This is a genomic window from Methyloversatilis sp. (genome assembly GCF_965284615.1).
Taxonomy (GTDB): Bacteria; Pseudomonadota; Gammaproteobacteria; order Burkholderiales; family Rhodocyclaceae; genus Methyloversatilis.
Window position 1 is genome coordinate 1,212,558 of the sequence record NZ_OZ260098.1, and the last position, 24,985, is coordinate 1,237,542.

10 protein-coding genes are annotated in these 24,985 nt (G+C 68.5%); 9 read left to right on the forward strand and 1 reads right to left on the reverse strand.

Features of this window, described 5'->3' with window-relative positions; translation table 11 throughout:
• Nucleotides 1-3: 3 nt before the first annotated feature.
• Complete coding sequence (gene cphA / locus ACQ66H_RS05920; protein ID WP_430433208.1) at nt 4-2,184, reverse strand: cyanophycin synthetase; 2,181 nt, start codon at nt 2,182-2,184, stop codon at nt 4-6.
• 243 nt (nt 2,185-2,427) lie between these two features.
• Here cphA and ACQ66H_RS05925 point away from each other — a divergent pair, with 243 nt between their 5' ends.
• The 9 genes from ACQ66H_RS05925 (at nt 2,428) to ACQ66H_RS05965 (ending at nt 24,878) form a co-directional block, all read left to right on the forward strand.
• Entirely contained in the window at nt 2,428-4,689 is a 2,262-nt protein-coding gene (locus ACQ66H_RS05925) for an ABC transporter ATP-binding protein (protein WP_430433209.1), read from the forward strand.
• Entirely contained in the window at nt 4,686-5,147 is a 462-nt protein-coding gene (locus tag ACQ66H_RS05930) for a DUF1854 domain-containing protein (protein WP_430433210.1), read from the forward strand. The genes ACQ66H_RS05925 and ACQ66H_RS05930 overlap by 4 nt, the downstream gene beginning before the upstream one ends.
• A 111-nt stretch (nt 5,148-5,258) precedes the next feature.
• Nucleotides 5,259-5,861, forward strand: a complete 603-nt coding sequence (locus ACQ66H_RS05935; RefSeq protein WP_430433211.1) for a response regulator — start codon at nt 5,259-5,261, stop codon at nt 5,859-5,861.
• On the forward strand, nt 5,861-7,624 hold the full coding sequence (locus tag ACQ66H_RS05940; protein ID WP_430433212.1) for an ATP-binding response regulator: 1,764 nt from the start codon (nt 5,861-5,863) through the stop codon (nt 7,622-7,624). Before ACQ66H_RS05935 ends, ACQ66H_RS05940 begins: the two co-directional genes overlap by 1 nt.
• Nucleotides 7,625-7,741: 117 nt before the next feature.
• On the forward strand, nt 7,742-9,424 hold the full coding sequence (locus ACQ66H_RS05945; protein WP_430433213.1) for a ShlB/FhaC/HecB family hemolysin secretion/activation protein: 1,683 nt from the start codon (nt 7,742-7,744) through the stop codon (nt 9,422-9,424).
• A 2-nt stretch (nt 9,425-9,426) separates the two neighbouring features.
• Nucleotides 9,427-18,795: a hemagglutinin repeat-containing protein gene (locus ACQ66H_RS05950; protein WP_430433214.1), complete on the forward strand. Its 9,369-nt coding sequence runs from the start codon at nt 9,427-9,429 to the stop codon at nt 18,793-18,795.
• 259 nt (nt 18,796-19,054) lie between these two features.
• Complete coding sequence (locus ACQ66H_RS05955; RefSeq protein WP_425762594.1) at nt 19,055-20,278, forward strand: efflux RND transporter periplasmic adaptor subunit; 1,224 nt, start codon at nt 19,055-19,057, stop codon at nt 20,276-20,278.
• A 9-nt stretch (nt 20,279-20,287) separates the two neighbouring features.
• Nucleotides 20,288-23,434 (forward strand): efflux RND transporter permease subunit, encoded by a 3,147-nt coding sequence (locus ACQ66H_RS05960; protein ID WP_430433215.1) that lies wholly within the window; start codon nt 20,288-20,290, stop codon nt 23,432-23,434.
• Entirely contained in the window at nt 23,415-24,878 is a 1,464-nt protein-coding gene (locus ACQ66H_RS05965; RefSeq protein ID WP_430433216.1) for an efflux transporter outer membrane subunit, read from the forward strand. The genes ACQ66H_RS05960 and ACQ66H_RS05965 overlap by 20 nt, the downstream gene beginning before the upstream one ends.
• Nucleotides 24,879-24,985: the final 107 nt, after the last annotated feature.

Sequence of the window (24,985 nt, forward strand, 5' to 3'; positions counted from 1 at the left end):
GTTTCAGGCCGGTACCGCGACGGGCACCGGGGGATCGAAGGTTTCGGCGCCGGTGCGCAACGCGGCCGGCGACAGGCCGAGCGACCACGCCGCCGCCAGCGCGGCGAGCAGGTTTTCGGTCGCGTGCAGCGGTTCGCCGTCGGTCAGCGGCAGGCTGGCGAGCGGACACAGCACTTCGGTGCGCTCGGCTTCGAGCAGACGGATCTGGCCGTCGCGCACGATGACCGCACGGCCGCCGGACTGCACGTGGCTGGCGACGATGCCGTTGTCGGCGTGCGTGCTGTACCAGATCACCTCGCCGTCGCACAGATCGGCCATGTCGGCCTGCAGCGGGTCGTCGGCGTTCAGTACGCCGGTGCCGCGGCGCAGCACGACGTCGATCTGGCTGCGCAGCACGTTGAACACGCGGTCGGACGAGTCGATGTAGTAGTCGCCGAAATGCGCTTCCGGATCGATGCGGGTGAGCACGCCGACCTGGCAGCGGTCGTAGGCCAGACCTTCCTTCAAGATGGTTTCGAAGCTGTTCTCGATCACCGCCACTTCGGCACCAGGATTCATCAGCACGCGCTGCGACGGTTCGAAGCGGGCGGCGTCGCCGTCTTCGAGGCGGCGGCTGTCGAGGTAGAGGCCGTCGCTGCAGGCGAGGCCGACGCGCTGGCCGGAAAAGCGCATCAGGTGCGCGATCAGCCGGGCGACCGTGGTCTTGCCGCGTGTGCCGCTGACGCCGATGACCGGAATGCGGCCGTCGTCGGCGGTGGCGAACAGGTGATCGACGATGGCGCGGCCGACCGGACGCGGCGCGCCGATGGCCGGCTTCAGGTGCATCAGCAGGCCGGGGCCGGCGTTCACTTCGACGATGGCGCCGCCCTGTTCGCGCAGCGGGCGACGGATGTCCTCGACCACCAGATCGATGCCGGCGATGTCGAGGCCGACCACGCGGGCGGCCAGCGCCACCAGGCGGGCGGTGTCCGGATGGACCTGGTCGGTCACGTCGTAGGCGATGTTGCCGTTGCGCTGCACCAGCACGCGGGCGCCGTCGGCCGGCACCGCGTCGGCGCTGTAGCCCTGGCGCTCCAGTTCGAAGCGCAGCTTGGCGTCGCGTTCCGGAATCAGCAGGTCGAGCGGAAATTCCTGCTCCGGTCCGCGGCGCGGATCGATGTTGATCTGGCTGTCGAGCAGCTGGCGGACGGTGGATCGCCCGTCGCCGGTGATCCAGACCGTTTCGCCAGCGACCGCCGCGACCATCTGCTTGCCGACCACCAGCAGGCGGTGTTCGTTGCCTGGGATGAAGCGTTCGACCAGCACGTACTTGCTGTAGCGGCGCGCCAGTTCGTAGGCGGTGGCGACTTCTTCGCGCTTGGTCAGTTCGGCCGACACCCCGCGGCCATGATTGGCGTTGGCTGGCTTGACGACCACCGGCACGCCGATGTCCTCGGCCGCCGCCCAGGCGTCGTCGGCGTCGCTGACTTCGCGGCCTTCCGGCACCGGCACGCCGCAGCCGGCGAGCAGACGCTTGGTCAGGTCCTTGTCGCGCGAAATGCCTTCGGCGATGGCCGAGGTGCGGTCGGTTTCGGCGGTCCAGATGCGGCGCAGCTTGCGGCCGTAGCCCAGCTGCACGAGGTTGCCGTCGTTCAGGCGGATGGACGGGATGCGGCGGTCCTGCGCCGCCTCGACGATGCAGCCGGTGCTCGGGCCGAGGCAGTGTTCGTCAACCAGATCGCGCAGTTCCGAAATGGCGGCCTTGACGTCGAACGGGCGGTCGTCCATTGCCGACAGCACCAGCTCGCGGGCGGCGAGTATCGCGGCGCGGCTGACCGTGTGATTGCCGGAAATGACCACCACCTTGTACACGCCACGTTCGGACGTTTCGCGCGCCTTGCCGAAATTGCCCTTCATGCCGGCCTGGTTCTGCAGTTCCAGCGTCACGTGTTCAAGGATGTGGCCGGGCCACGTGCCCTCGCGCAGCCGGCGCACGAAACCGCCGCGCTCTTCGTAGCTGCACGTGTGTTCGTGCAGGGCGGGCAGCCAGTCGATCAGACGATCGACGAAGCCGGGAATGGTGTTCGAGGGGGAGTCTTCGAGTTCGCCGATGTCTATCCAGACTTCGAGCGCCGGAACATAGGTCCAGATGTTGGGGCCGCGCAGTTCGAGGGTGCGCAGGATTTCGATCGAGCGTTTACTCATCGTGCGGGGTCGGTGGTGGTCCGGAGCCCCGAGGTTGTTGAAAACATCGGCTTAACGGCGTCTTTGCGCTTTGGTTCACAGCTTTTTCATCTATTTTTGAACCTGCATCGGCGACGTGTTCCGGCCCTGTCGGCGGCGCTATACTCCGCCGCCTCGCCGGGCCTCGTGTCGTCGAGCGCGTGCTCGTCGCCGGCCCCGCCTCATGCGTTCCTTTCCGCACTCTTGCCGCCCGAAACCGCCCCGATGACCCGCGCCACCGACGACCGCCTGCTCCCCGACGACCTGCCGCAGGCGTGGCGCAGCGGGCTGACGGCGCAACTGCAGCCGGGTGAGGCGGTTCAGGTTTGGTTGCAGACCGATCTCGACGAGACGCTGCATTTCGCAACGAATCTGCTGGTGCTGACCGACCGCCGGCTGCTGGCCTGCGCCGGTGAGCAGTGGCGCAGCTGGCCGCTGGCCGTGGGCCAGCACTTCCAGCACCACGACCACGCCGGCGTCGGCACGCTGGCGCTGCACGACAGCGAACGTCGCCTCGCCGGTTGGCGCTACACGCTGGCGCTGAACACCGAAGCGCTGCGGCTGGCCGACCAGCACGCACGACAGATCGAGCGGCTGGCCCATCCCGACCACGTGGTCGAGGACGAGGACGGCCTGTGCCCGCGCTGCAAGGCGCCGCTGCCGCCGGACGACGACGAGTGTCCGCTGTGCGAACGCAGCACGACGCGCCCGCCCTCGACCTGGGCGCTGCTGCGGCTGTGGCGTTTCGCCCGGCCCTACCGCGGGCGGCTGTTCGCCGGCTTCCTGCTGACGCTGGCGTCCACCGCTGCCAACCTGGTGCCGCCCTACCTGACCATCCCGCTGATGGACAAGGTGCTCATTCCGCACCAGACCGGCACGCCGATCACGGCGGCGGCGGTGTGGCCCTACCTGGCCGGGCTGCTCGGCGCCGCGCTGCTGGGCTGGGCGCTGGGCTGGGCGCGCACATATATATTGGCGCGTGTGTCCGAGCGTATCGGTGCCGACCTGCGCACCACCACCTTCGACCACCTTATGGGCCAGTCGCTGGAGTATTTCGGCGGCAAGCGCACCGGCGACCTGATGGCGCGCATCGGCGCCGAAACCGACCGCATCAACGTGTTCCTGTCGCTGCACCTGCTCGACTTCGCGACCGACGTGCTGATGCTGTTCATGACTGCCGTCGTGCTGTTCTCGATCAACCCCTGGCTGGCGCTGGTGACGCTGCTGCCACTGCCGGTGATCGCCTGGATGATCCACACGGTGCGCGACCGGCTGCGCACCGGCTTCGAGAAGGTGGACCGCATCTGGGGCGAGGTGACCAATGTGCTGGCCGACACCATTCCGGGCATCCGCGTGGTCAAGGCCTTCGCGCAGGAGAAGCGCGAATCGGCCCGCTTTGCTGCCGCCAACCGGCGCAACCTCGAAACCAATGACCGGGTGAACCGCGTGTGGTCGCTGTTCGGCCCGACGGTGACGCTGCTGACCGAGGTCGGCCTGCTGTTCGTCTGGGGCTTCGGCATCTGGCAGGTGGGGCGCGACCACATCACGGTGGGCGTGCTGACCGCCTTCATTGCCTACATCAGCCGCTTCTACCTGCGCCTCGATTCGATGAGCCGCATCGTGTCGGTGACGCAGAAGGCGGCGGCCGGTGCCAAGCGCATCTTCGATATCCTGGACCACGGCTCCAGCGTGCCCGAGCCGGCGCGGCCGGTGCACCTCGAACGGGTGCAGGGCCGCATCGAACTGCGCGGCGTCGCTTTCCGCTACGGCAACCGCGCCGTGCTGCGCGGCGTCGATCTCGACATCGCGCCGGGCGAATTCATCGGCCTGGTCGGGCACAGCGGCTCCGGCAAGAGCACGCTGGTGAACCTCATCAACCGCTTCTACGACGTGTCCGGCGGCAGCATACGCATCGACGGCACCGACATCCGCGCGCTGCCGGTGGCCGAGTACCGGCGCCACATCGGCCTGGTGCTGCAGGAGCCTTTCCTGTTCTTCGGCACCATCGCCGACAACATCGCCTACGGCAAGCCGGACGCCACGCGCGCCGAAATCATCGCGGCGGCGCGCGCGGCGCACGCGCACGAATTCATCCTGCGCCTGCCGCACGGCTATGACTCGATGGTGGGCGAGCGCGGACAGACCCTCTCGGGCGGCGAGCGACAGCGCATCTCGATCGCGCGCGCGCTGCTGATCGATCCGCGCATCCTGATACTCGACGAGGCGACCTCGTCGGTCGATACCGCGACCGAGAAGGAAATCCAGCGCGCGCTCGACAATCTGGTCGAGGGCCGTACCACGCTGGCCATCGCCCACCGCCTGAGCACCTTGCGCAAGGCCGACCGCCTGGTCGTGCTCGACCGCGGGCAGATCGTCGAAGTCGGTCCGCACGACGAACTGATGGCGCGTGAAGGACACTACTACCGGCTTTACATGGCGCAGCAGCGGCTGGCCGAAGCCGACGCCGCGGAAGGAGCGCTGGCATGACGATTTCGCTCGAACGCGACGCACACGGCCTGCTGGTTTTCGTCGATGCGACCGGCCAGCGCCACGCTGGCGTGCAGCCGGTGCGCGCCTTCCCGCTGTCGGCGCCGGGCGAGGGTGTGGCGCTGATGTCGGCCGACGGCCACGAACTGGCCTGGCTCGATGCGCCCGATGCGCTCGACGCCGCCAGCCGCGCATTGCTCGACGAGGAACTGTCGCGCCGCGAATTCATGCCGCGCATCCGCAGCATCACCGGCGTATCCAGCTTCTCGACGCCCTGCGACTGGGACATCGTGACCGACCGCGGCGCCACCCGCTTCACGCTGCGCAGCGAGGACGACATCCGCCGCCTGGGCGGCGCGCGGCTGCTGATCACCGACAGCCACGGCATCCACTACGAAGTCGCCGACATGAAGGCGCTCGACCGGGCCAGCCGGCGCATCCTCGACCGCTTCCTGTGAAGCGCCGCGGCCGGCGCGGAGAACGCACGCGCCGCTGCGTTGTCTCGGGAGTCCGGCCGTTACAATCCGGCCCGACAGACCCAGAACAACAAACGCCTTCCCCCAGGACCGATGCACTTCCTCATCGTTGATGACCACGCGCTGTTCCGCGAGGGACTGCGAACGCTGCTGCAAAGTCTGGATGCTGGATTGACCGTCACCGAGGTCAACAGCTGCGAAGCCGGGCTGGCACTCGACGACGAAGCAGCCGGATTCGACCTCATCCTGCTCGACCACACACTGCCTGGCATGAACGGTCTGCGCGGCATACGCGCCTTCCGGCAGCGCTTTCCGAGCAGTCCGGTGATGGTGGTGTCCGCCACCTATACGCCGGCACTGATCGATGAGGCGATCGCCGCGGGCGCCCGTGGCTATCTGCCGAAATCGGTCAGCTTCGCTGTCATGCGCGATGCAATCGAACAGGCGCTGATGCGACAGCCGGTCAATCCGGTGGTCGCCGGCCGCCCGTCCGGCGCCCTTGAAGTGGTGCTGACGCCGCGCCAGATGGACGTGCTGCGTCTGATGCGCGAGGGTCTGACCAACAAGCAGATCGCGCAGCAGCTGGGCAGCAGCGAGTTCACCGTGCGTTCGCACGTGTCGGCCATCCTGCACGCGCTGGATGTGGACACCCGCACGGCGGCGGTCAGTGCCGCGCGCGACAAGGGCCTGATCTGATGGCGGTGGCGCAGCCGTCGGATGCGTCAAGCCGCAGCCGGCTGCTCGCCGAACAGGTCGAACTGCTCTACCGGCACGCGCCGTCCATCTACGCCGGCAACGCACTGGCGGCCTCCGGTCTGGCCCTGATGGTGTGGGACCAGGTCGAGCGCGCGCCCTTCGTCGCCTGGCTGGGGGTGCTGGCGCTGCTGACCGCCGGCCGCATGGCATTGGTCGGCCTGTGGCGCCGGCAGCGCGGGCAGATTGTGCATCCGGCGCGATGGGCCAACGCCTTCGCGGCAGGTGCCGGTCTGTCGGGTCTGCTCTGGGGCGTCATGGGCGGGCTGTTCTCCGGGCCGGACCCCTTGCAGATGGCCTCGGTGGGCGTGGTGCTGGCCGGACTGGTGTCGGCGTCGGTGTCCTCGCTGTCGGTCTATTACCCGGCGTACGCGGTGTTTGCGCTGCCCGCCATCCTGCCGATCGCATTCCGCTGCCTGCAGTCGGACGACGGTTTCATGCGCGGCTTTGCGCTCATTTCCATCGGCTTCGTCGTCATCTGCCTCATCTTCGCCTGGCTGAACAACCGCTCGATCCGCGCTGCCATCCTGCTCCGTTTCGAGAACCTCGAACTGCTGCGCGAGGTGTCGGCGCAACGCGAACAGGCCACTGCCGCGCGCGAACAGGCGGAACAGGCGAACGCGGCCAAGACCCGCTTCCTGGCTGCAGCCAGCCATGATCTGCGCCAGCCGTTGCAGGCGCTGTCTCTGTTCATCGACGCCCAGGCGCATCATCAGGACGCGGCGGCGATGCAGCAGCTCAATGGCCGCATGCGCGAAGCGGCCGACAACATGGGTCTGCTGCTCGACAATCTGCTCGACTACGCGCGCATCGAAACCGGCGCGCTCAGCCCGCAGTGCGCATCGGTGCCACTCACCGCCTGTTTCGCCCGGCTGCAGAGCGAATTTGCGCCGATCGCCGCCGAGCGCGGACTGGCGCTGCGCTTCCGGCCGACACCGCTCCACGGCGTGACCGATGCGGCGCTGTTCGAGCACATCCTGCGCAATCTGGTCGGCAATGCGTTGCGCTATACGGAAAAGGGCGGCGTGCTGGTGGCCTGCCGCAGACGGGGCGACAGCCTGGTGGTCGAGGTGCGCGACAGCGGCATCGGCATTCCGGCGGCCAGCCTCGGCGACGTGTTCAAGGAGTTCTACCAGCTTGCCAATCCGGAGCGCGACCGGCGCAAGGGGCTGGGCCTCGGCCTGTCCATTGTCAACGGACTGGCGCGCGCACTGTCGCATCCGGTGAGCGTGCGGTCACAGCCGGGCCGCGGATCGGTGTTCTCGATCACGCTGCCGCGCGGCGAAGCGCCGCCGCCGGTGCTGCCGGTGGTGGCGGTGACCGCCGCGCAGAGGCTGAGCGGTCGTCGCGTGCTGGTGATCGACAACGAGGCGGACATCCGCGAGGCGCTGGGCGCGCTGATGCGGTCCTGGGGTGTCGGCGTGATGCTTGCGGAAAGCGCCGCCGCCGCCATTGCGCTGGACGGCCCGGCACCGGATGCCATCCTGGCCGACTTCAGGCTGCATGGCGGCCACACCGGCATCGACGCCATCGCCGCACTGCGCGCGCATCACCGGTGCGACATACCGGCCGCACTGATCACCGGCGACACCGACCCGGCGCGGACGCGCGAGGCGAGGGCGGCCGGCTTCGCGCTGCTGCAGAAGCCGACGCCGGCGCACCGGTTGGCCGCCTTGCTGGACTATCTGCTCGAACCGGCGGCGTGACGCGCGCCACGCACGCGATGCGGTCGGTACCGGTGTGCGGGCTGCAGTGCTACAGGTGTACGATTTTTTCGTCCGGCGCAATCGCCAGAATCGGTCATCCCCCGACAGACCGTTTCCATGTTGCGCATCGCCCGCTCCGCCTCCGCCGTTCTGATCCTGCTGCTGTCGTCTGCCGCGTTCGCGCAGCAGGCGGATGTCGATCGCGCCATCCGTGAATCGCAGCGCCTGCTGCTGGAGGAGCAGCAGCGCCAGGCGCGCGAGCGCGAAGACCTGGAGCGTCGCCGGCCGCGCAGCGAAGGCGCCGATCTGCAGCCGGAGCCGGCTCGGCCGGCTGCCGCCGGGGGCTGCTTCGCGATACGCAGCGTGCAGCTCGACGGCGCCACGCTGCTGGACGAGGCCGACCGTGCCCGACTGACCGCGGCCGGTATCGGCGACTGCATCAGCCTGGCGCAGATCAACGCGGTGATGCAGGCGATCACCAATCACTATGTGGTGCGCGGCTACACCACCACGCGGGTGTATCTGCCGGAACAGGATCTGGGCTCCGGCACGCTGAAGCTGCTGGTGCTGGAGGGCCTGATCGAACAGTTCAGGCTGGACGGCGAGGGCGTGCATCTGGGTACCGCCTTTCCGGGCCTGAGCGGCCGCGTATTCAATCTGCGCGACATCGAACAGGGACTGGACCAGATCAACCGGCTGCGTTCGAACAGCGCAACGATGGACATCGAACCGGGCGGCGTGGCCGGCGCCTCGACCATCGTCGTGCGCAACCGGCCGCGCAAGCGCTGGTCGGTCAATCTGGCGGCGGACAACACCGGTTCGCAGTTGACCGGGCGCGAGCTGGCCTCCGCCGCGCTGGCCGTGGACAACCCGCTGGGTCTCAACGATTTCCTGAACCTGTCCGGCCGGCTCAACACCGACGCCGATCACGACGACCGGCTGTCGCAGTCGGTGTCCATGCTGTACTCGATTCCCTGGGGCTACTGGACCTTCACCGGCACGGTCAGCGAGTTCGACTACGCAAGCCGGGTGCGTGGCGCGGTCACCACCTTCAATACCTCGGGCACCTCGACCACCTACGGCCTGCGCGCGGACCGTGTGCTGTTCCGTGACCGCAACAGCAAGCTGTCGGCCTTCGGCAATCTTGCGTTCAAGGATGCGCGCAACGCGCTCAACGGCAGCCGCATCGCCGCCAGTTCGCGCCAGCTCGCCACGCTGGACCTCGGCGTGTCGGCGTCCACCGTGGTCGCGGGCCTGCTGCTGTCCGGCGACATCGCCTGGGTGCAGGGCCTGGACGCCTTCGGCGCGCTGAAGGATGCGGCGGCACAGGACAGCGATGCGCCGCGTGCACAGTTCGACAAGATCGTGCTGAATGCCTCGGCCTCGGCCTCGCTGCCGGTCGGCCGGCAGACGCTGTCGCTGTCGTCCTCGCTGTCGGCCCAGCGCGCCACCGACACGCTGTACGGCACCGAACAGTTCTTCATCGGCGGCCCGTTCTCGGTGCGCGGTTTCCGCCGCTACAGCATCGCCGGCGATTCCGGCTGGTGGCTGCGCAACGAGGCCGCACTCCCGCTGCAGTTCGGTGACACCCGGCTGCGCCCCTTCGTCGGCTGGGACATCGGCCACATTCGCGCCGACGCGGTCGGCGACGGCGGCACGCTGGCCGGCGTCACGGTCGGCGTCGGTGTCAATCGCGGCCCGCTGGCCGCCCAGCTCGCCCTGTCGGCGCCCACCGTGCTGCCCAGCCGGCTCGGCAGCCACGACAGCTACGCCCATTTCCGTGTTTCGGTGGATTTCTGATCATGATCCGCACACTCACCCCCTCTGCCGCCGTTACGCCCGCCCGCCGCACGATCGCCCGCGTGCTGATACTGGTGATGAGCCTGCCCTCGGTACCGGCCTTTTCCGCACCGCCGGTGGCGGCGGACAACCGTACCCAGGTCGAGCTGACGCCGAACGGCGTGCCGCTGGTCAACATCGCGCGCGCCAACGCAGCTGGCGTGTCGCACAACCGCTACCAGAGCTTCGACGTCAACCGTCAGGGCCTCATCCTGAACAACTCGACCGAGGTGCAGCGTTCGCTGCTGGCAGGCACCGTGCGCGAGAACGCCAACCTGCAGGGCCGTGCAGCCACCGTCATCCTGAACGAGGTGGTATCGGCCAACCGCTCGCAGCTGAACGGCTACATCGAAATCCACGGTCGCGCCGCCGAGCTGGTGATCGCCAATCCGTACGGCATCACCTGCAATGGCTGCGGCTTCATCAACACGCCGCGGGTGACGCTGAGCACCGGTCTGCCCAGCTTCGAACAGGACGGGCGACTGGGCGGCTTCGAGGTGCGCCAGGGCGACATCCTGGTCGGCGCCGACGGCCTGGACGCCAGCGAGGCGGCCTATTTCGACCTGCTCACCCGTTCGCTGCGGGTGGATGGCCCGATCTGGGCGCAGGCGCTGGCGGCCACCACTGGCCGCTTCGACCAGACCTATGCCGGCCGCGTCACCACCGTCAACGGTTCCGTGTCGTCGGACGTGCCGCCCACCGTATCGATCGACGTCGCCGCGCTCGGCGGCATGTACGCCAACCGCATCCGCCTCATGTCCACCGAACGCGGTGTCGGCGTGACAGCGCGTGGCGACATGGCCGCCACCGTGGATGACGTGGTGATCGACGCCGCCGGCCGCCTCACGCTGAGCGGCCGCATCAGCGCTACGCGCGACATCGCGGCGCAGGCGGCCGGGCCGGTGACGACCGGGCGCAGCGGCGCCAGTGGCAGCGACGCCTTCGTGTTCGCCGGTCGCGCGCTGGACATCGCCAGCGACGACGCGCTTGAACTTGACGACGGTCTGCTGGGCGGCGAGGCGTCGATGGCGCTGAGCGGCACGCAACTGGACGATGCCGGCGGGAACGACGCCGACCGCTACAGCGGCGGTGACATCCGGGTAACGGTTGCGGGGTCGGCCACGCTGGATGCGGCGCGCTGGGACGCGGGTGCCGGTCTTGCGCTGCAGGCCGGTGATGCGCTGCGGCTTGGTCAGGTCCAGCTCACCAGTCGCGGCAGCGGCAGCGCACTCGCGCTGGGCGCAGCGACCGTGGACCTGTCGGCGTCACGCCTGCGCGCAGTGAATGACGTGACCGTCGCGGCGGACGACACGCTGACGCTTGCCGCCAGCAGTGAAGCCGGTGTTGCGGCCGGCCGGGACGTGAGCCTGTCCGCCGGTACGGCGATCACGCTGTACGGCGGCGTCGAGGCCGGCCGGGATATCCGCATCGACACCGCCTCGCTGACCGGACGCACCGCGTCCTGGCTGTATGCCGACCGCGATCTGACGGTCGCGGCGACCGCTGCAACGCAGCAGGCCGGCGCGCAGTGGTCGGCCGGCGATATCGCACGGCTGCGCGCGCAGACGCTGGATTTCGCCGGCGAAACCGTGGCGGGGGTGGTCGATGCCGATGCGCTGTCCACGCTCACGCTGGGGGCCGATGCGCTCCTGTATGGCGTCAACGACATTGCGCTGGCCGCTGACAGCCTGATCCTGTTGGGCGGTACCGTCTATGCCGAGCGGGACGCCGCACTGACTGGCCGCAGCGTATTCAACGACTCGGCAGCGGGTCTGCGCGTGGCCGGTCGGGCGATGGCCCTGTCCGCCGGCCAGGATCTGGTGCTCGCCGCCGGTCAGCGCTACGACGCCGGCGCCAGCCTGAGCGTCAGCGCAGGCCGCGACCTGGTGCTGGGCGGATCGGCCGACCCGGACAGCGACGGCGTGCTGCTGTCATCCGGCGGAGCTATCACCCTGTCCGCCGGGCGCGACCTCACGGTGGCGCGCAACGGCGTCGCAGTGAGCGACGGCGATCTGCTGGCCGATGCGGCGCGCCGGCTGGTGCTGGCGCCCCACGACTCGACCGCGGGCGTGCAGAACTACGCGCTGGGTGCCGGCGGCAACGCGGTGCTGCGCTTCACCGAACTGGGTCAGGACGAAATCTTCGCCGGCGCCGTGGCGGTCGGCGGCGACCTGCAGTTCGTGCAGCGCGCCGCCGGGCGCGGCATGACCTTCCTGCGCTTCGCCAACGGATCGCGGCTGGACGTCGGCGGCACGGTGCGCGCGGAGCGCGACGACTTCAATTCGGGCAGCGCCTTCGAAATCTATCTGGACGCCGGCGCAACCTGGATCGCCAACGCCTTCAATCTCGAACTGGCCCGACTGGATATCCAGAGCGGCGCGGTGTTCCGTGGCGGCAGTGGCCAGTCCACGCTCCGGCTGAACCAGCTCTGCTCGACCGGCATCTTCAGCGCCGACTGCACCCAGTTCGCCGGCACGCTGACCGGCAGCGCCCGCACCCAGCTCGACATCTACGGTGATTTCGTCAATTCCGGTCGCATCAGCAATGCCGAGGTGGGCGATCCGGCAGCCGGCTCCAGCCTCGCCATCTCGACCTACGGCAGCTTCACCAATACCGCGGCCGGTTTCGTCGGCGGCTCGGACCGGCTGTCCGTCACGGTGGGCGACAGTGCGACGCTGCGCAACGACGGGCTGATGTACAGCTCCGGCAACATGACGCTGACCGGCGGCAGCAGCGCCCTCATCGTCAATGGCGCAGGCGCCACGCTGCTGATGGGTAGCGCGCGGGCCGGCACCGCCGACAACCAGTCGCTGATCGGCGGGCTGGATGCGGCGGCCGCGACCCGCACCTTCCGCAACCACGGCAAGGTGGAAGCGGTGGGACAGCATCTGCTGATCCAGGTCGGCAGCTTCATCAACGCCTTCGAGACCCGGCCCGCGACCGATTTCGTCTTCATCGGTGAAACCTGGCAGATCTGTCCGGACCGGCTCGCCAACTGCCGCTTCACCGGCAACGCCTACGCCGATCCGGCCACCGTGTTCTATCGCCGTCCAGTCGAAACGGGCAGTCCGCTGAGCGAGAGCGCAAGCTGGGACCGCGACGACCAGATAGGCTGGAACGCAGACCTTCGCGGCGACCGGTCCAATCAGGACTCCGGCTTCTTCCCGGTGTACAACAACAACCAGGAGGACTACTACGCCGGTCAGAAGGCCTATTTCCTGCAGGACCTGGGCGAGGTCAGGCAGGACTGGTATGTCGTGCATCGTTACGAGGAGCGTCTGCGCGACCCGGCCGCGGTCGCCGCGGCCACGCCGTCGATCACGGTCGAGTCCGGCGATCTGACGATACGCACCGATGCCGGCCGCAACGAAGCCGGCCTGCTCAGCAGTACCGACACGCTTACCATCGCCGGGCTGAGCAATGCCGCGGTCAGCAGCTTCAGCAACACGTCGCTGGAAATGGCGACCCAGACCTATCGCAGGGAGGTGATCCGCAAGTACACCTGCCATACCGACGGACTGGCTGGCAGCGTCTGCGACAAGCTGAACTGGCTCGGCAAGTCGTCCTACCTGACCGGCTATACCGATACCGACTGGACGGGTTTCGTGCGTCTCGGCGACGCCTTCGGCCCCGGGGTGAGCGGTACGGTCAAGGCACGCACGCTGGTCGCCAGCGTGGGCAATTTCACCAATACCGGCACCGGCGGCGGCATTTCCGCCGCGTCGCCGGTCATCGATGGCGCCATCGGCGCGCGCGGACTCGACGCGCCGGATCGTCAGCAGGTGCAGGCCAGCGGGCCGGCGCAGTCCTCGCTGCAGCTGCCCACCGGCGCCAACGGTCGCTACGTCCAGGCCAGCGACCCGTCCGCCGGCTATCTGGTGGAAACCAATCCGCTGCTCGTTTCCTTCGACAACCCCTATCTGGGTTCCGACTACCTGATGGCGCAGCTCGGCCTGCAGCCGGAGAACTACCTGCTGCGTTTCGGCGACGCCGCCTACGAGGCGCGGCTCATACGCGAGCAGGTGCAGGCGCAGACCGGCGCGGCACTGCTGCGCACCGCCTACAGCGACTACGAACAGCAGGCCATGCTGATGGACAGTGCGGTGGCCGAGGCGAAGCGGCTGCAGCTCAACCTCGGCACCGCGCTGACCGCCGAACAGATCGCCTCGCTGAAGCAGGACATCGTGTGGATGGTGGCGACCGAGGTGGCCGGCAAGACCGTGCTGGTGCCGGTGGTCTATCTGACCGACGCCACCCGCGCCGCGGGCAGCACCAGCCAGGTGCTGGCCGAGCGCGCGATGATCACTGCCGACAGCTTCACCAACCGCGGCGGCGAGATCAACGCGAATGCCCGGCTGCAGGTGGTGTCGCGCGGCGATCTGAACAATATCGGCGGCCTGATCGGCGGCGGCAACGTGTCGCTGAAATCGCTCACCGGCAACATCAACAACATCACCGAAACCAAGCGCATCGGCGACAGCCGCAACTACTACACGGTAGCGGGCCCGCGTGGCGGCATCGTGGCCAGTGGCAGCCTGCTGCTCAACGCCAGTCAGGACATCAACATCACCGGTGCCGACGTGGTGGCCGATGGCGCCGCCGCGCTGGTGGCCGGCCGCGACGTGAACGTGAGCGCGCTGGTGCTGGAAACCCGGATGGAACACGCCACCGAGGGTCGCGGCGTGCTGAGCCGTACCGCGAACAGCGAAAGGGTGACTACGCAGTCCGCAAGCGGTGCGCGGGTGATGGGTGGGCAGGGCGTGCTGCTGGACGCCGGTCGCAATGTCAACGTGCTCGGTTCCGACATCGATGGCGGCGAGGGCGTGGCCGCGCTGCGTGCGCGCGAGGGCGACGTGAACATCCGCAGCATCGCGCTGCAGAGCAGCGCGTCCGGCAGCAGTGAGCGCGAAGGCTTCTTCGCCGAAGCGACGTCCAACAGCACCTCGGATGCGCGCAAGGGCACGCCGTTCTCGGCGTCGGGATTCAGCGGCTATGAAAAGAGCACCAGCTCGTTCGAAAGCAGCAGCACCGCGAATGCCGGCAGCCGGGTCGGCGGCAAGGGGGTGGCGGTGCTGGCCACGAAGGGCTCGGTCACGCTGCAGGGCTCGGACATCGAGGCGGGCGAGGACGGTGCGCTGATTTCCGCCGGCAAGGACGTGAACATCATTGCCGCCTACGACAGCACGCAGTCGAGGTCGTCGTCGGAACAGCACCGCTTCGGCATTTCGGCCGACGCCAGTACCGAAGGCGTGATGGGCGGTCTGAAGACCCAGGGCGGCACGCTGCAGACGGAGGACAGCAGCCGCACCGCGCAGACCAGCTCCATCACCTCGGCCGGCGGCATTTCGGTGACGGCGGGCGGCACGCTGAAGCGCGAGGGCGCGCAGTTCAATGCCAAGGGCGACATCAGCTTCGAAGCCGACCGCATCGAGGACATCGCGGCACGCAACGAAACGTCGAGCAGCCAGACCGGACGTACCTACGAGGCTGGCATATCCGCCGGCGTGACCACGGGCCTCGGCGGTACCGTTGCCGGCATCGCCAGCGGCGACGTCCGGCAGGTGAACATTTCGTCGCCGCAGTCGCAGGTGGTGATCGGCGGCTCCGGCTCCAGCTTCTCGGGCAGCGAGGGCAGCAGCAGCGCGGTGGTGAGTCAGATCCGTGCCGGCGGCAACGTCAGCGTGCGCGCGAGCAAGGATGTGGTCGAGGAGGGCACGCGCTACAGCGCCGGCGGCGACATCGACATCGCGGCGCAGTCCTACGAGAACCGCGCCGCGGCCAACACCCGGCGCGCAGCCAGCGATACGTCGAGCGCCAACTCATCGCTGACCGTGGCGGTGAATGCGGCGTCCGAGGCCAGCGCTACGCTGACCGCGGCAGGCGCCAACGAGAAGGAGAACTCCGCGTCGTCGCAGGCGGTGGTCGGCGGTTTCGACGCCGGCCGCAACGTGAGCATCCGCACCGACAAGGACCTGCGGCTGGAGGGCTCGGGCGTCAAGGCCGGCAGCAGCGTGTCGCTGGCGGCCGGCGGCGACCTGAAACTGGATCAGGCCAACGACACGCGCAGCGCGTCGTCGTCCAGCACGTCCGGTGGCGCCACCGTGTCGGTCAGCGCCTGTCTCGACCTCACCTGTGTCGGCGGCAGCGTGGCGGCCAACGCCCGCACCGGCGACGGCCAGGAAAGCAGCCGCAGCGGCCGCGGGGTGAACATCCAGTCCGGCGGCGCCACGTCGCTGTCGGCCGGCAATGACATGACGCTGCAGGGCACCAACGTGAGGGCCGGTGGCGATATCGCGCTGGCCGCCGGCGGCGACATCGACTTCCAGGCGCTGTCGAGCAGCACCTCGCGCACCGGTCGTGTCGATGGTGCGGGCGTGCAGGCAGGCCTGAACGTCGGCAAGAGCATGAATCTGGCGAAGGACGGCGGCGGCAGCGCATCGGTCGATTTCGAGCGGGTGCGCGAGAACGAGAGCACGGATACCCGCCGCGGCGGCACGCTGCAGTCCGGCGGTCAGCTGTCCATCACCAGCGGTGGCGACACCCGGCTGGAAGGCACCCAGGCTTCGGCCCGCAGCGCGCGGGTGAATGTGGGCGGCAATCTGCTGATGGAGTCCGCGCAGAGCACAGAGAAGGAGGACACCAAGAACGTCGCCGGCGGCCTGTCGGTATCCGGTGGCCGCAACGTCGGCAGCGGCACCGGCGACGCCGCCGGGGCAGGCGGCAATGCGGCGGCCTCGGGCGGTGGTGGCAAGTCCTTCGGCTTCAGCGCGAACGCCGACGTCGATCTGCGCGACAAGGACAACCTGACCAACCAGAACGCACTGATCCAGACCACCGGCGGCACCGAACTGAACGTGGCCGGCAACGCCACGCTGGCCGGAGCCAATATCCGTGCCGGCGGCGGTGTGAGCGGCGAGATCGGCGGCAAGCTCACGGTGGAAACCCGTACCGATCGGGTGAAGGAAAGCGCGACCCGTGTCGATGCCTACGTCGGCCTGTCATCGGTCAATATCGGCGGCGACAAGAAGAGCGATGGCGACGCGCCGAAGATGAACGCCGGCGACCGTTTCGACCGTACCCAGGGCAAGGCGATCGACGCGCTGAACCACGCAGGCAGCACCGGCCTCATGCTGAAGGCGGAGTCGTCCGGCACGGACAGTCAGACCGTGAGTCAGCGCAGTGGCATCGACGGCGGTGCGGTCGGCCTCGGCGGGCTGACGGTGAAGCAGGGCGCGAATTTCGTCGGCGCCGCGCCCGGCAGCGACGGCATGAAGATCGAAGGCACCGTCACCCGCAGCGAGGTGACGACCTACACCCGCAACGCGCCCACGGTGGCTATCGACGTGCGCGGCACGGTGGCCAGTGCGCTTGGTTCGGACGAAGCGCAGGGCGGCACCATCAGCGGCAATCTGGTCAAGGGCTCCAACATCTTCCGCGACCCCGACAACATGGTCGTCCGCAACCGCGTGTCCGGGAGGGAGGATGCGCCGGACACGCCGAGCACGCCGATCGCCCGGCGAGCGGTTGACGACCTGCCGCCGGGCGGCGTGCGCCGCAAGGACCCTGAGCCGCTGCCCGCGCCGCCCCCACTGAAAGCCCCTCCGGCCGATGATGCGCCCACGGTGCGCCTGCGTGCCGCTGCAGTGAGCGAAGGCAGCGGGCCGCGTGTGCGGGTCGGCGACGAGGGGGCGCCTGCGGTCCGACCGCGGGCGGACGCCGACGCGCCGCCGGTGCTGCGGCCGCTACAGGCCGCCGACGGTCCGCAGGTCGCGGTGCGGCCGCGTACCGGTTCCGGTGGGGATGGCGATGTCGCGGCACCGCGGCGCGGCAGCAACGCAGGTGGTGACGACGTGGCCGGCGGCACCCCGCGCAGGCCCTCGACCGGAGACAGCGATGCGGCCGTGCGGCCGCGTGCGGGCAGCGGTGAGGCGGAGGGGGGCGACGGGAATGTCCGTCGTCCGGTGGTCAGCGGCGACGACCCGGCGGTGCGACCGCGCGCCGGCAGCGATCGCGAGCCGGTGGTGCAGCCCGGCCGCGAAACCGGCGGCAATCCGGACGGGGTGGCCGCGCGCCGGCCTTCGACCGGCGACAGCGAAACCGGCGTGCGGGCGCGTACGCCTTCGTCTGCCGGTGACGGCCAGGCCGAGGGCGAACGCCTCGCGCTGCTGCCGTCCGGCTATTCGACCGTGACGTCCGGCTACGACCCGGTGTCGGGCTACGACCCGGTGTCCGGCTACGACCCGGTGTCCGGCTATGACCCCGCGGACGGCAACCGGAGCGGCGTGCGACCGCCTTCGGTCGGCGCTGCTGACGCACCGGCACGACCGCGTGCCGGATCGTCCGCCGACGGCGAGCGCATCGCATACGCCGACGTGTCGTACGACCGCGTCCGGCAGGTCGCCAGCGACGGCGACACGAGCACCTACGCCGACGTGAGCTATGGTGGCAACGATCCCTATACCGCGGTCGATGCGCTGTACGGTGGGGCGGCCGGTGCTGCGCCGATTGCAGGCATGTCCGAGGCGCAGCTGCGATCCGAGCGGGTCGAGCCCACCTTCCTGCCGCCGCGCACGCTGGCCAATCAACTGCAGGTGCGCGAACTGCCGGTCGAGTTCCGCGGTGAGCAGGACGGACTGGCGGAAAAGCAGGTCAAGGTCAACCGCAAGGTCGTGTATTTCAGCGACGACGATCGCCGCCTGCTCGAACTGGCCGTCGATCCGCAGACCGGACAGCTCTACCGCGCGATGGACCCCTCACGCACACCGGTGAATCTGGTGGGACAGAACAAGGTGATGCCCATCTTCGTGATGGATGCGCAGGGGCGCATCTACGCCTATCCCGAGCCGAAGAGCGGAGAAATCCATCATTCCAGCCTGGCAGCGGGGCAACCGGTGGCCCTGGCCGGCCAGCTCGTGATCAAGGACGGTTACATCACGCACATCGACAACATGAGCGGTCACTACCAGCCAACCCTCGAACAGCTGAGCCGGGCCCGCGCCTTCCTCGGCGAAAAGCTGGGCGCCAATCTCGACAACGCCGCACGAGTAGGCGTCAAGGAGACGTGGGTGCGTGATGCGACGACCGGTCAGTTGAAGCGCTCGGTCAGAATGGTCGATCTGGATCGCGACGCGGATCCGCAGGGCGGTGCCCATCCGCCGCCGGAGAACCCGCTCGATCCGCGCGCGCAGAGCGGTGCGTCGCGACCGGTCGGCACGCCGCGTCGGCGCAACCGCCCGCTGCATCGGACGGAGCGGGGCCATCGTTCGGGCCGGCGCCGCCCGGTCTGTGCGGTGCGCAGACCGCGCGAGGGTGCCATCGCGTTGCGCGCATGAGGCGGGCGGCACCCTGAGCGCGGGTGCGCGAGCGACGCCCGACAGGGCAGAAAAACGGGGCAGCGCGCGCTGCCCCGTGTCGTTTACGGACGGTCCCGACCGTCGTGGCTGGGAAGATCGCCTGAGCCGATTTTTTTTCACGGACCTGTTTTAAACATACACGAATGTATGTTTATAATTCGATCACGAACAAGAGCACCCGGATAGCGGGTGCCCCATAGACGCGCGGCGAGACCGCGCCCGATTTCCGGGAACGATCATGATGACAAGGGCAGATTTCATTCGGCGCACGGGTGTGCTGTCGGCGACGGTGCTTGCACTGGCACTCGCTGCTTGCGGCAAGGACGAAGGCAGCGGACACGCCAATGGCGGCATGCCGCCGGCTGCGGTGAAGGTGCTCACCGTGACGCCGCAGGAAGTGCCGGTGCATTACGACTACGTCGGCCAGGTGGCCGGTTCGCGCGAGATCGAGGTGCGGGCGCGGGTGACCGGCATCGTCGAGAAGCGGCTGTACGAGGAAGGTCAGCGCATCAAGGAAGGGCAGGTGATGTACCGGCTCGATGCTGCGCCCTACCGCGCGCGTGTCGCTTCAGCAGACGCCCAGCTTGATCAGGCAAAGGCGCAGCTGGCTCAGGCCGAGCGCGAATACGCGCGGGTGAAGCCGCTGGCGGAGGCCGAGGCGGCCAGTCGCAAGGAAGCCGACGACGCGCAATCGACGCGCGATCTGGCGCGTGCAGCGGTCAAGGCAGCCGAGGCGCAACTGCAGCAGGCGCAGATCGATCTGAGTTACACCGACGTGCGTGCGCCGCTGGGCGGCGTCGCCGGCCGCGCGCTGAAGGTCGAGGGCAGCCTTGCCGTGGCCGGTGCCGACAGCCTGCTCACCACGCTGGCGCAGACCGATCCGGCCTATGTGAACTTCGGCGTCGGTGAAGTGGAATACCTGCGCACGCGCGACGAAATCGCGCGCGGCGCGCTGAAGCTCGATCCGCAAGGCTTCCTGGTCAAGCTCAGGGGTTCGGACGGCAGCGACTTCCCGCGCAGCGGCCGGCTCGGCTTCCAGGACTACAAGGCAGACACCAGCACCGGCGCCTTCGCGCTGCGTGCCACTTTCGACAACAAGGACGGCAAGCTGTCGCCCGGCCAGTTCGTGCGCGTGCTGCTGTCCGGCGCCACCCGGCCGGACGCGATCGCGGTGCCGCAGCGCGCCGTGCTCGACAGCCCGAACGGCAAGTTCGTATACGTGATCGCCGAAGCCGAAGGCAAGACGCTGGCGCAGCCGCGACCGGTCAAGCTCGGTGAATGGGCGCAGCTCGGTGGCGAGCTGGGCAATGCCTGGGTGATCCGCGAGGGCCTGAAGGCGGGTGAGCGCGTCATCGTCGATGGCATGGCGCGCATCTTCGTGCCCGGCTCGCCGGTGCGCATTGACGACGGCTCCGCGCCGGCACAGCCGCCGGCAGGTGCTGCGGCACCGGCCGCGCAGTAAGGAGCCGCCATGTTTTCGCGCTTCTTCATAGACAGGCCGATCTTTGCCTTCGTCATTTCCATCCTGCTGGTGCTGGCCGGCCTGGCCGCCATGCGCACGCTGCCGATCGCGCAGTACCCGGAAATCGCCCCGCCCGAAGTGATGGTGCGCGCGGTGTACCCGGGCGCGTCCGCCGAAACCATCGCGCAGACCGTGGCCGCACCGCTGGAAAGCGTCATCACCGGTGTCGAGGGCATGATGTACATGCGCTCGACCTCGACCTCGAATGGCGTGGTCGAAATCTACGCCACCTTCGAAATCGGCACCGACCCCGACAAGGCGGCGGTGAACGTGAACAACCGCGTCAAGCAGGCCGACGCGCGTCTGCCGGAAGAAGTGCGCCGGCAGGGCGTGGTGGTCGAGAAGGGTTCGTCTGCCTTCCTGGCGGTGATGGCCTTCTACTCGCCGGATGGCACGCACGAACAGCTCTACACGTCGAACTACGTGACGCTGAACGTGCTCGACAACATCAAGAAGATTCCGGGCACGACCAATGTGCAGATCTTCGGCGCCAAGGACTACGCCATGCGCATCTGGGTACGCCCGGACCGCATGACCCAGCTCGGCGTCACGGTGCCCGAGATCGCCGGTGCGCTGCGCGAGCAGAACGCGCAGTTCGCCGCCGGCAAGATCGGCCAGTCGCCGACCGGCGGCGGCCAGGACATGGTCTACACCATCACCACCAAGGGCCGCCTGTCCACGGTCGAGGAATTCGAGAACATCATCCTGCGCTCGAACGCCGATGGCACCAAGCTGCGCCTGCGCGACGTCGCGCGCGTCGAACTGGGTTCCAAGGACAACGACTTCAACGGCACCTACAACGGCAAGCCGGCAGTGCTGATGGGCGTGTTCCTGCAGCCGGGCGCCAACGCGCTGGACGTGGCCAAGGAGGTGAAGGGCGCGGTGGCCGACATGGCGACCCGCTTCCCGCCCGGCATGACCTACGCCATTCCGTACGACACCACGCGCTTCGTCGAGGTGTCGATCAAGGAGGTGGTGAAGACGTTGGGCGAGGCGATGATCCTGGTGTTCATCGTCGTGTTCGTGTTCCTGCAGAACATCCGCGCCACGCTGATTCCGGTGCTGGCGGTGCCGGTGTCGCTGCTCGGCACCTTCGCCGGCCTGCATGTGCTGGGCTACTCGATCAACACGCTCACGCTGTTCGGCATGGTGCTGGCCATCGGCATCGTGGTCGATGACGCCATCGTGGTGCTGGAGAACGTCGAACGCATCATGCACGAGCAGCGGTTGAGTGCTCGCGAAGCGGCGCTGAAGGCGATGCACGAGGTGACCGGCCCGGTCATTGCAATCGTGCTGGTGCTGACCGCGGTGTTCGTGCCGATCGCCTTCCTCGGCGGCCTGACCGGCGAGCTGTATCGCCAGTTCGCGGTGACCATCTCGATCGCCGTCGTGCTGTCCGGTCTGGTCGCGCTGACGATGACGCCTGCATTGTGCGTGGCGCTGCTGAAGAACGAGCACAAGAGCACGGCGCGCATCTTCGTGTGGTTCAACGACTGGTTCGCTCGCGTCACCCACCGCTACACCGGTGCGGTGACCTGGATGATCCGTCGCTCGGCGGTCGGCGTCGTGCTGTTCATCGGCATGGTGATCATCACCGCCGGCCTGTGGAGCAAGACGCCGGGTTCGCTGGTGCCGGACGAGGATCAGGGCTACTACATCGCGGCCATCTTCCTGCCGGACGGCGCGACGCTGGAGCGTACCGACAAGGTGGTGGCTGAGGTGATGAAGGCCATCCAGTCCAACCCCGCCAACGAGCACGTGATGGCCTTCGCCGGCATGGACTTCATCGGCGGCGGTTTCAAGAACAGCGCGGCCACCATCTTCGTCAGCCAGAAGCACTGGGATGAGCGGAACATGAGCACACAGCAGCTGGTGGGCGAACTGTTCGGCAAGACCGCAGGCATCAAGGAGGCGCTGGTGCTGGCCTTCAATCCGCCGGCCATCTTCGGCCTCGGCAACACCGGCGGCTTCGAGTTCTACCTGCAGAACCGCGGTGACGGCGGCACCAAGCGCCTGGTCGAGAACATGGGCGCGCTGGTCGGCGCCTCGCATCAGAGCACGGTGCTGGCCGGTGGCCTGCAGACCTTGTGGCGGCCGAATGCGCCGCAGCTCTACGTCGATGTCAACCGCGAACGCGCGAAGTCGCTGGGCATTCCGCTGGACGATGCGTTCACCACGCTGGCCGGCACGCTGGGCACCTTCTACGTGAACGACTTCAACAAGTTCGGTCGCGTCTGGCAGGTGCTGATGTCAGCCGAAAGCCAGTACCGCCGCACGCCGGAGGACATCGGCCGTCTGTACGTGAAGAACACGGCCGGCGACATGGTGCCGGTGTCGGCCTTCGCCAAGGTTGAGTACAGCTCCGGCCCGGACACGGTGGACCGCTACAACAACCTGCCTGCGGTCAAGCTGATGGGTCAGGCTGCACCGGGCTATTCGTCCGGCCAGGCCATCGCCGAGGTCGAGCGGCTGGTGAAGGATCTGCCGGGCGACATGAGCTACGAGTGGACCGGCGCCGCCTTCCAGGAGAAGCGCGTGTCGAGTGCGGCCGCGCTGGCGCTGATCATGGCTGCGGTGATGGTGTTCCTCATTCTCGCCGCCCAGTACGAGAAGTGGTCGCTGCCGTTCTCGGTGCTGCTGGCCATGCCCTTCGGCATCTTCGGTGCGCTGGCGGCGGTGTGGCTGCGCGGCATGACCAACGACGTGTATTTCCAGATCGGTCTGGTGACGCTGCTCGGCCTGTCGGCCAAGAACGCCATCCTGATCGTCGAGTATGCGGTGCTGAAGCACCACGAAGGCTATCCGGTCGCCGCCGCGGCGATCGAGGCGGCCCGCCTGCGCCTGCGCCCCATCGTGATGACCTCGCTCGCCTTCATCCTCGGCGTGCTGCCGCTGGCCATCTCGACCGGCGCTGGCGCCGGCGCGCGGGTGTCGGTTGGTACCGGCGTCATCGGCGGCATGCTGGCCGCGACCTTCCTCGCCATCTTTTTCGTGCCGCTCTTCTACAAGCTCATCGTCGATCGCCGTCTGGCGACGCCTGAAGACGAGCTGAAGGTGCACAAGCCGGAGACGCCCCATGTCCACGCACATCATTGATCCGGCGCGCCGCACGCTGCTGTCGGCCGCGCTGGCCGCGGCCCTGCTGTCGGCCTGCGCACTGAACCCGAAGCCGACGCCGGAACTCGACCTGCCGGCGGTGACCGCGACCACGCCGGCCGAGGTCAACCGCTGGTGGGAAAGCTTCCGCGACCCGGTGCTGGACGGTCTGATCGCCGAGGCGCTCGAACGCAACGACGACGTCGTGATCGCCGTGCAGCGCGTGCAGTCGTCGCGCGCCGCGCTCGATCTGGTGCGCATCAACCGCCTGCCGGACGCCAGCCTGTCGCTGTCCGGCTCGCGTCAGCAGTACAGCAACGAGCGGCCGATACCGGGCCGCTCACGCCAGTACAACACGGTGCTCGGCGGCATTTCGGCGTCCTACGAGCTGGATCTGTTCGGTCGCCTGTCCGGTCAGCGCGACGTCGCGCGTCAGCAACTGGCGGCCAGCCGCTACGCGCTCGAAGGCCTGCGCGCATCGGTGACGGCGCAGGTGGCGCGCGCCTATTTCAGCCTGCGTGCGCTCGACGCCGACGAAGCGCTGCTGTCGCAGACGCTGGCGACGCGCGAAGCCGCTCTGGCGCTGCGCGAGAAGCAGTTCGCCGGCGGCGCCATCAGTCGCTACGACCTGGAAATCTCGCGCTCGGAACGCGCCAGCGTGGCGGCTGCTCTGGCCACCACGCGCAGCAGCCGCGAACAGGCCGAAACGGCGCTTGCCGTGCTGCTCGGCCGCTCGCCGCGCGAACTGGTCGAAAGGATTCCGGATCGCGGTCTGGCGCTGTCCACGCTCGCCGTGCAGCCGGAAATTCCGGCTGGACTCAGTTCCGATCTGCTGGCGCGTCGCGCCGACGTGCGCGCGGCCGAGGCCAATCTGGCGGCGGCCAGCCTGAGCGTCGAAGTGGCGCGCACGCAGTGGTTCCCGACCATATCGCTGACGGCCGGCCTGGGCGGTGAAAGTGCGGCGCTGGGCAGCCTGCTGTCGTCGTCCGCCCGCACCTGGAACATCGGTGCAGCGATCGCGCAGCCGCTGGTCGGCCTGCTCAGCACGCGCGCCATCGTTGCGCAGTCCGAAGCCGAACGCGCGCAGATCGCGCAGACCTATCAGCAGGCGGCCCGTCAGGCTTATGCCGACGCGCTGAGCGCGCTGTCCGCCGCACGCGGCGCGCGTGAGGCGATGGACGAGACGCTGACGCTGTACGACGCCACGACCAAGGCACGCGACCTCGCCGAGAAAAACTACGAAGCCGGCCGCGCGGGTCGCATCGTGCTGCTCGATGCCGAGCGCGAAAAGCTGTCGGCCGAGCGCCAGCTCATCGCTACCCGGCTCGACCGCGTGACTGCGCTGGTCAACACCTACCAGGCGCTGGGCGGTGGCTGGTCCGGCCGCATCGAGAGCGGTGGCGACGACGAGAAGCTGGAGAACGCGCCGACCGCGTCGCGCTGAAGACTTCCTCTCCTCCTCCAAGGAACTTGAGCGCGGGCTTGTCCCGCGCTTTTTTTATTCAGTGGCGCATGGAGGCCCTTGGCTGCAGCCCTCTTCTTTTATGTGAT

Excerpts from the sequence above, each read along its gene's own strand:
- ACQ66H_RS05960 (WP_430433215.1), top strand. The coding sequence starts at position 20,288 with ATGTTTTCGCGCTTCTTCATAGACAGGCCGATCTTTGCCTTCGTCATT.
- ACQ66H_RS05950 (WP_430433214.1), top strand. The coding sequence starts at position 9,427 with ATGATCCGCACACTCACCCCCTCTGCCGCCGTTACGCCCGCCCGCCGC.
- ACQ66H_RS05940 (WP_430433212.1), top strand. The coding sequence starts at position 5,861 with ATGGCGGTGGCGCAGCCGTCGGATGCGTCAAGCCGCAGCCGGCTGCTC.
- ACQ66H_RS05955 (WP_425762594.1), top strand. The coding sequence starts at position 19,055 with ATGATGACAAGGGCAGATTTCATTCGGCGCACGGGTGTGCTGTCGGCG.
- ACQ66H_RS05965 (WP_430433216.1), top strand. The coding sequence starts at position 23,415 with ATGTCCACGCACATCATTGATCCGGCGCGCCGCACGCTGCTGTCGGCC.
- ACQ66H_RS05945 (WP_430433213.1), top strand. The coding sequence starts at position 7,742 with ATGTTGCGCATCGCCCGCTCCGCCTCCGCCGTTCTGATCCTGCTGCTG.
- ACQ66H_RS05925 (WP_430433209.1), top strand. The coding sequence starts at position 2,428 with ATGACCCGCGCCACCGACGACCGCCTGCTCCCCGACGACCTGCCGCAG.
- ACQ66H_RS05930 (WP_430433210.1), top strand. The coding sequence starts at position 4,686 with ATGACGATTTCGCTCGAACGCGACGCACACGGCCTGCTGGTTTTCGTC.
- cphA (WP_430433208.1), bottom strand. The coding sequence starts at position 2,184 with ATGAGTAAACGCTCGATCGAAATCCTGCGCACCCTCGAACTGCGCGGC.
- ACQ66H_RS05935 (WP_430433211.1), top strand. The coding sequence starts at position 5,259 with ATGCACTTCCTCATCGTTGATGACCACGCGCTGTTCCGCGAGGGACTG.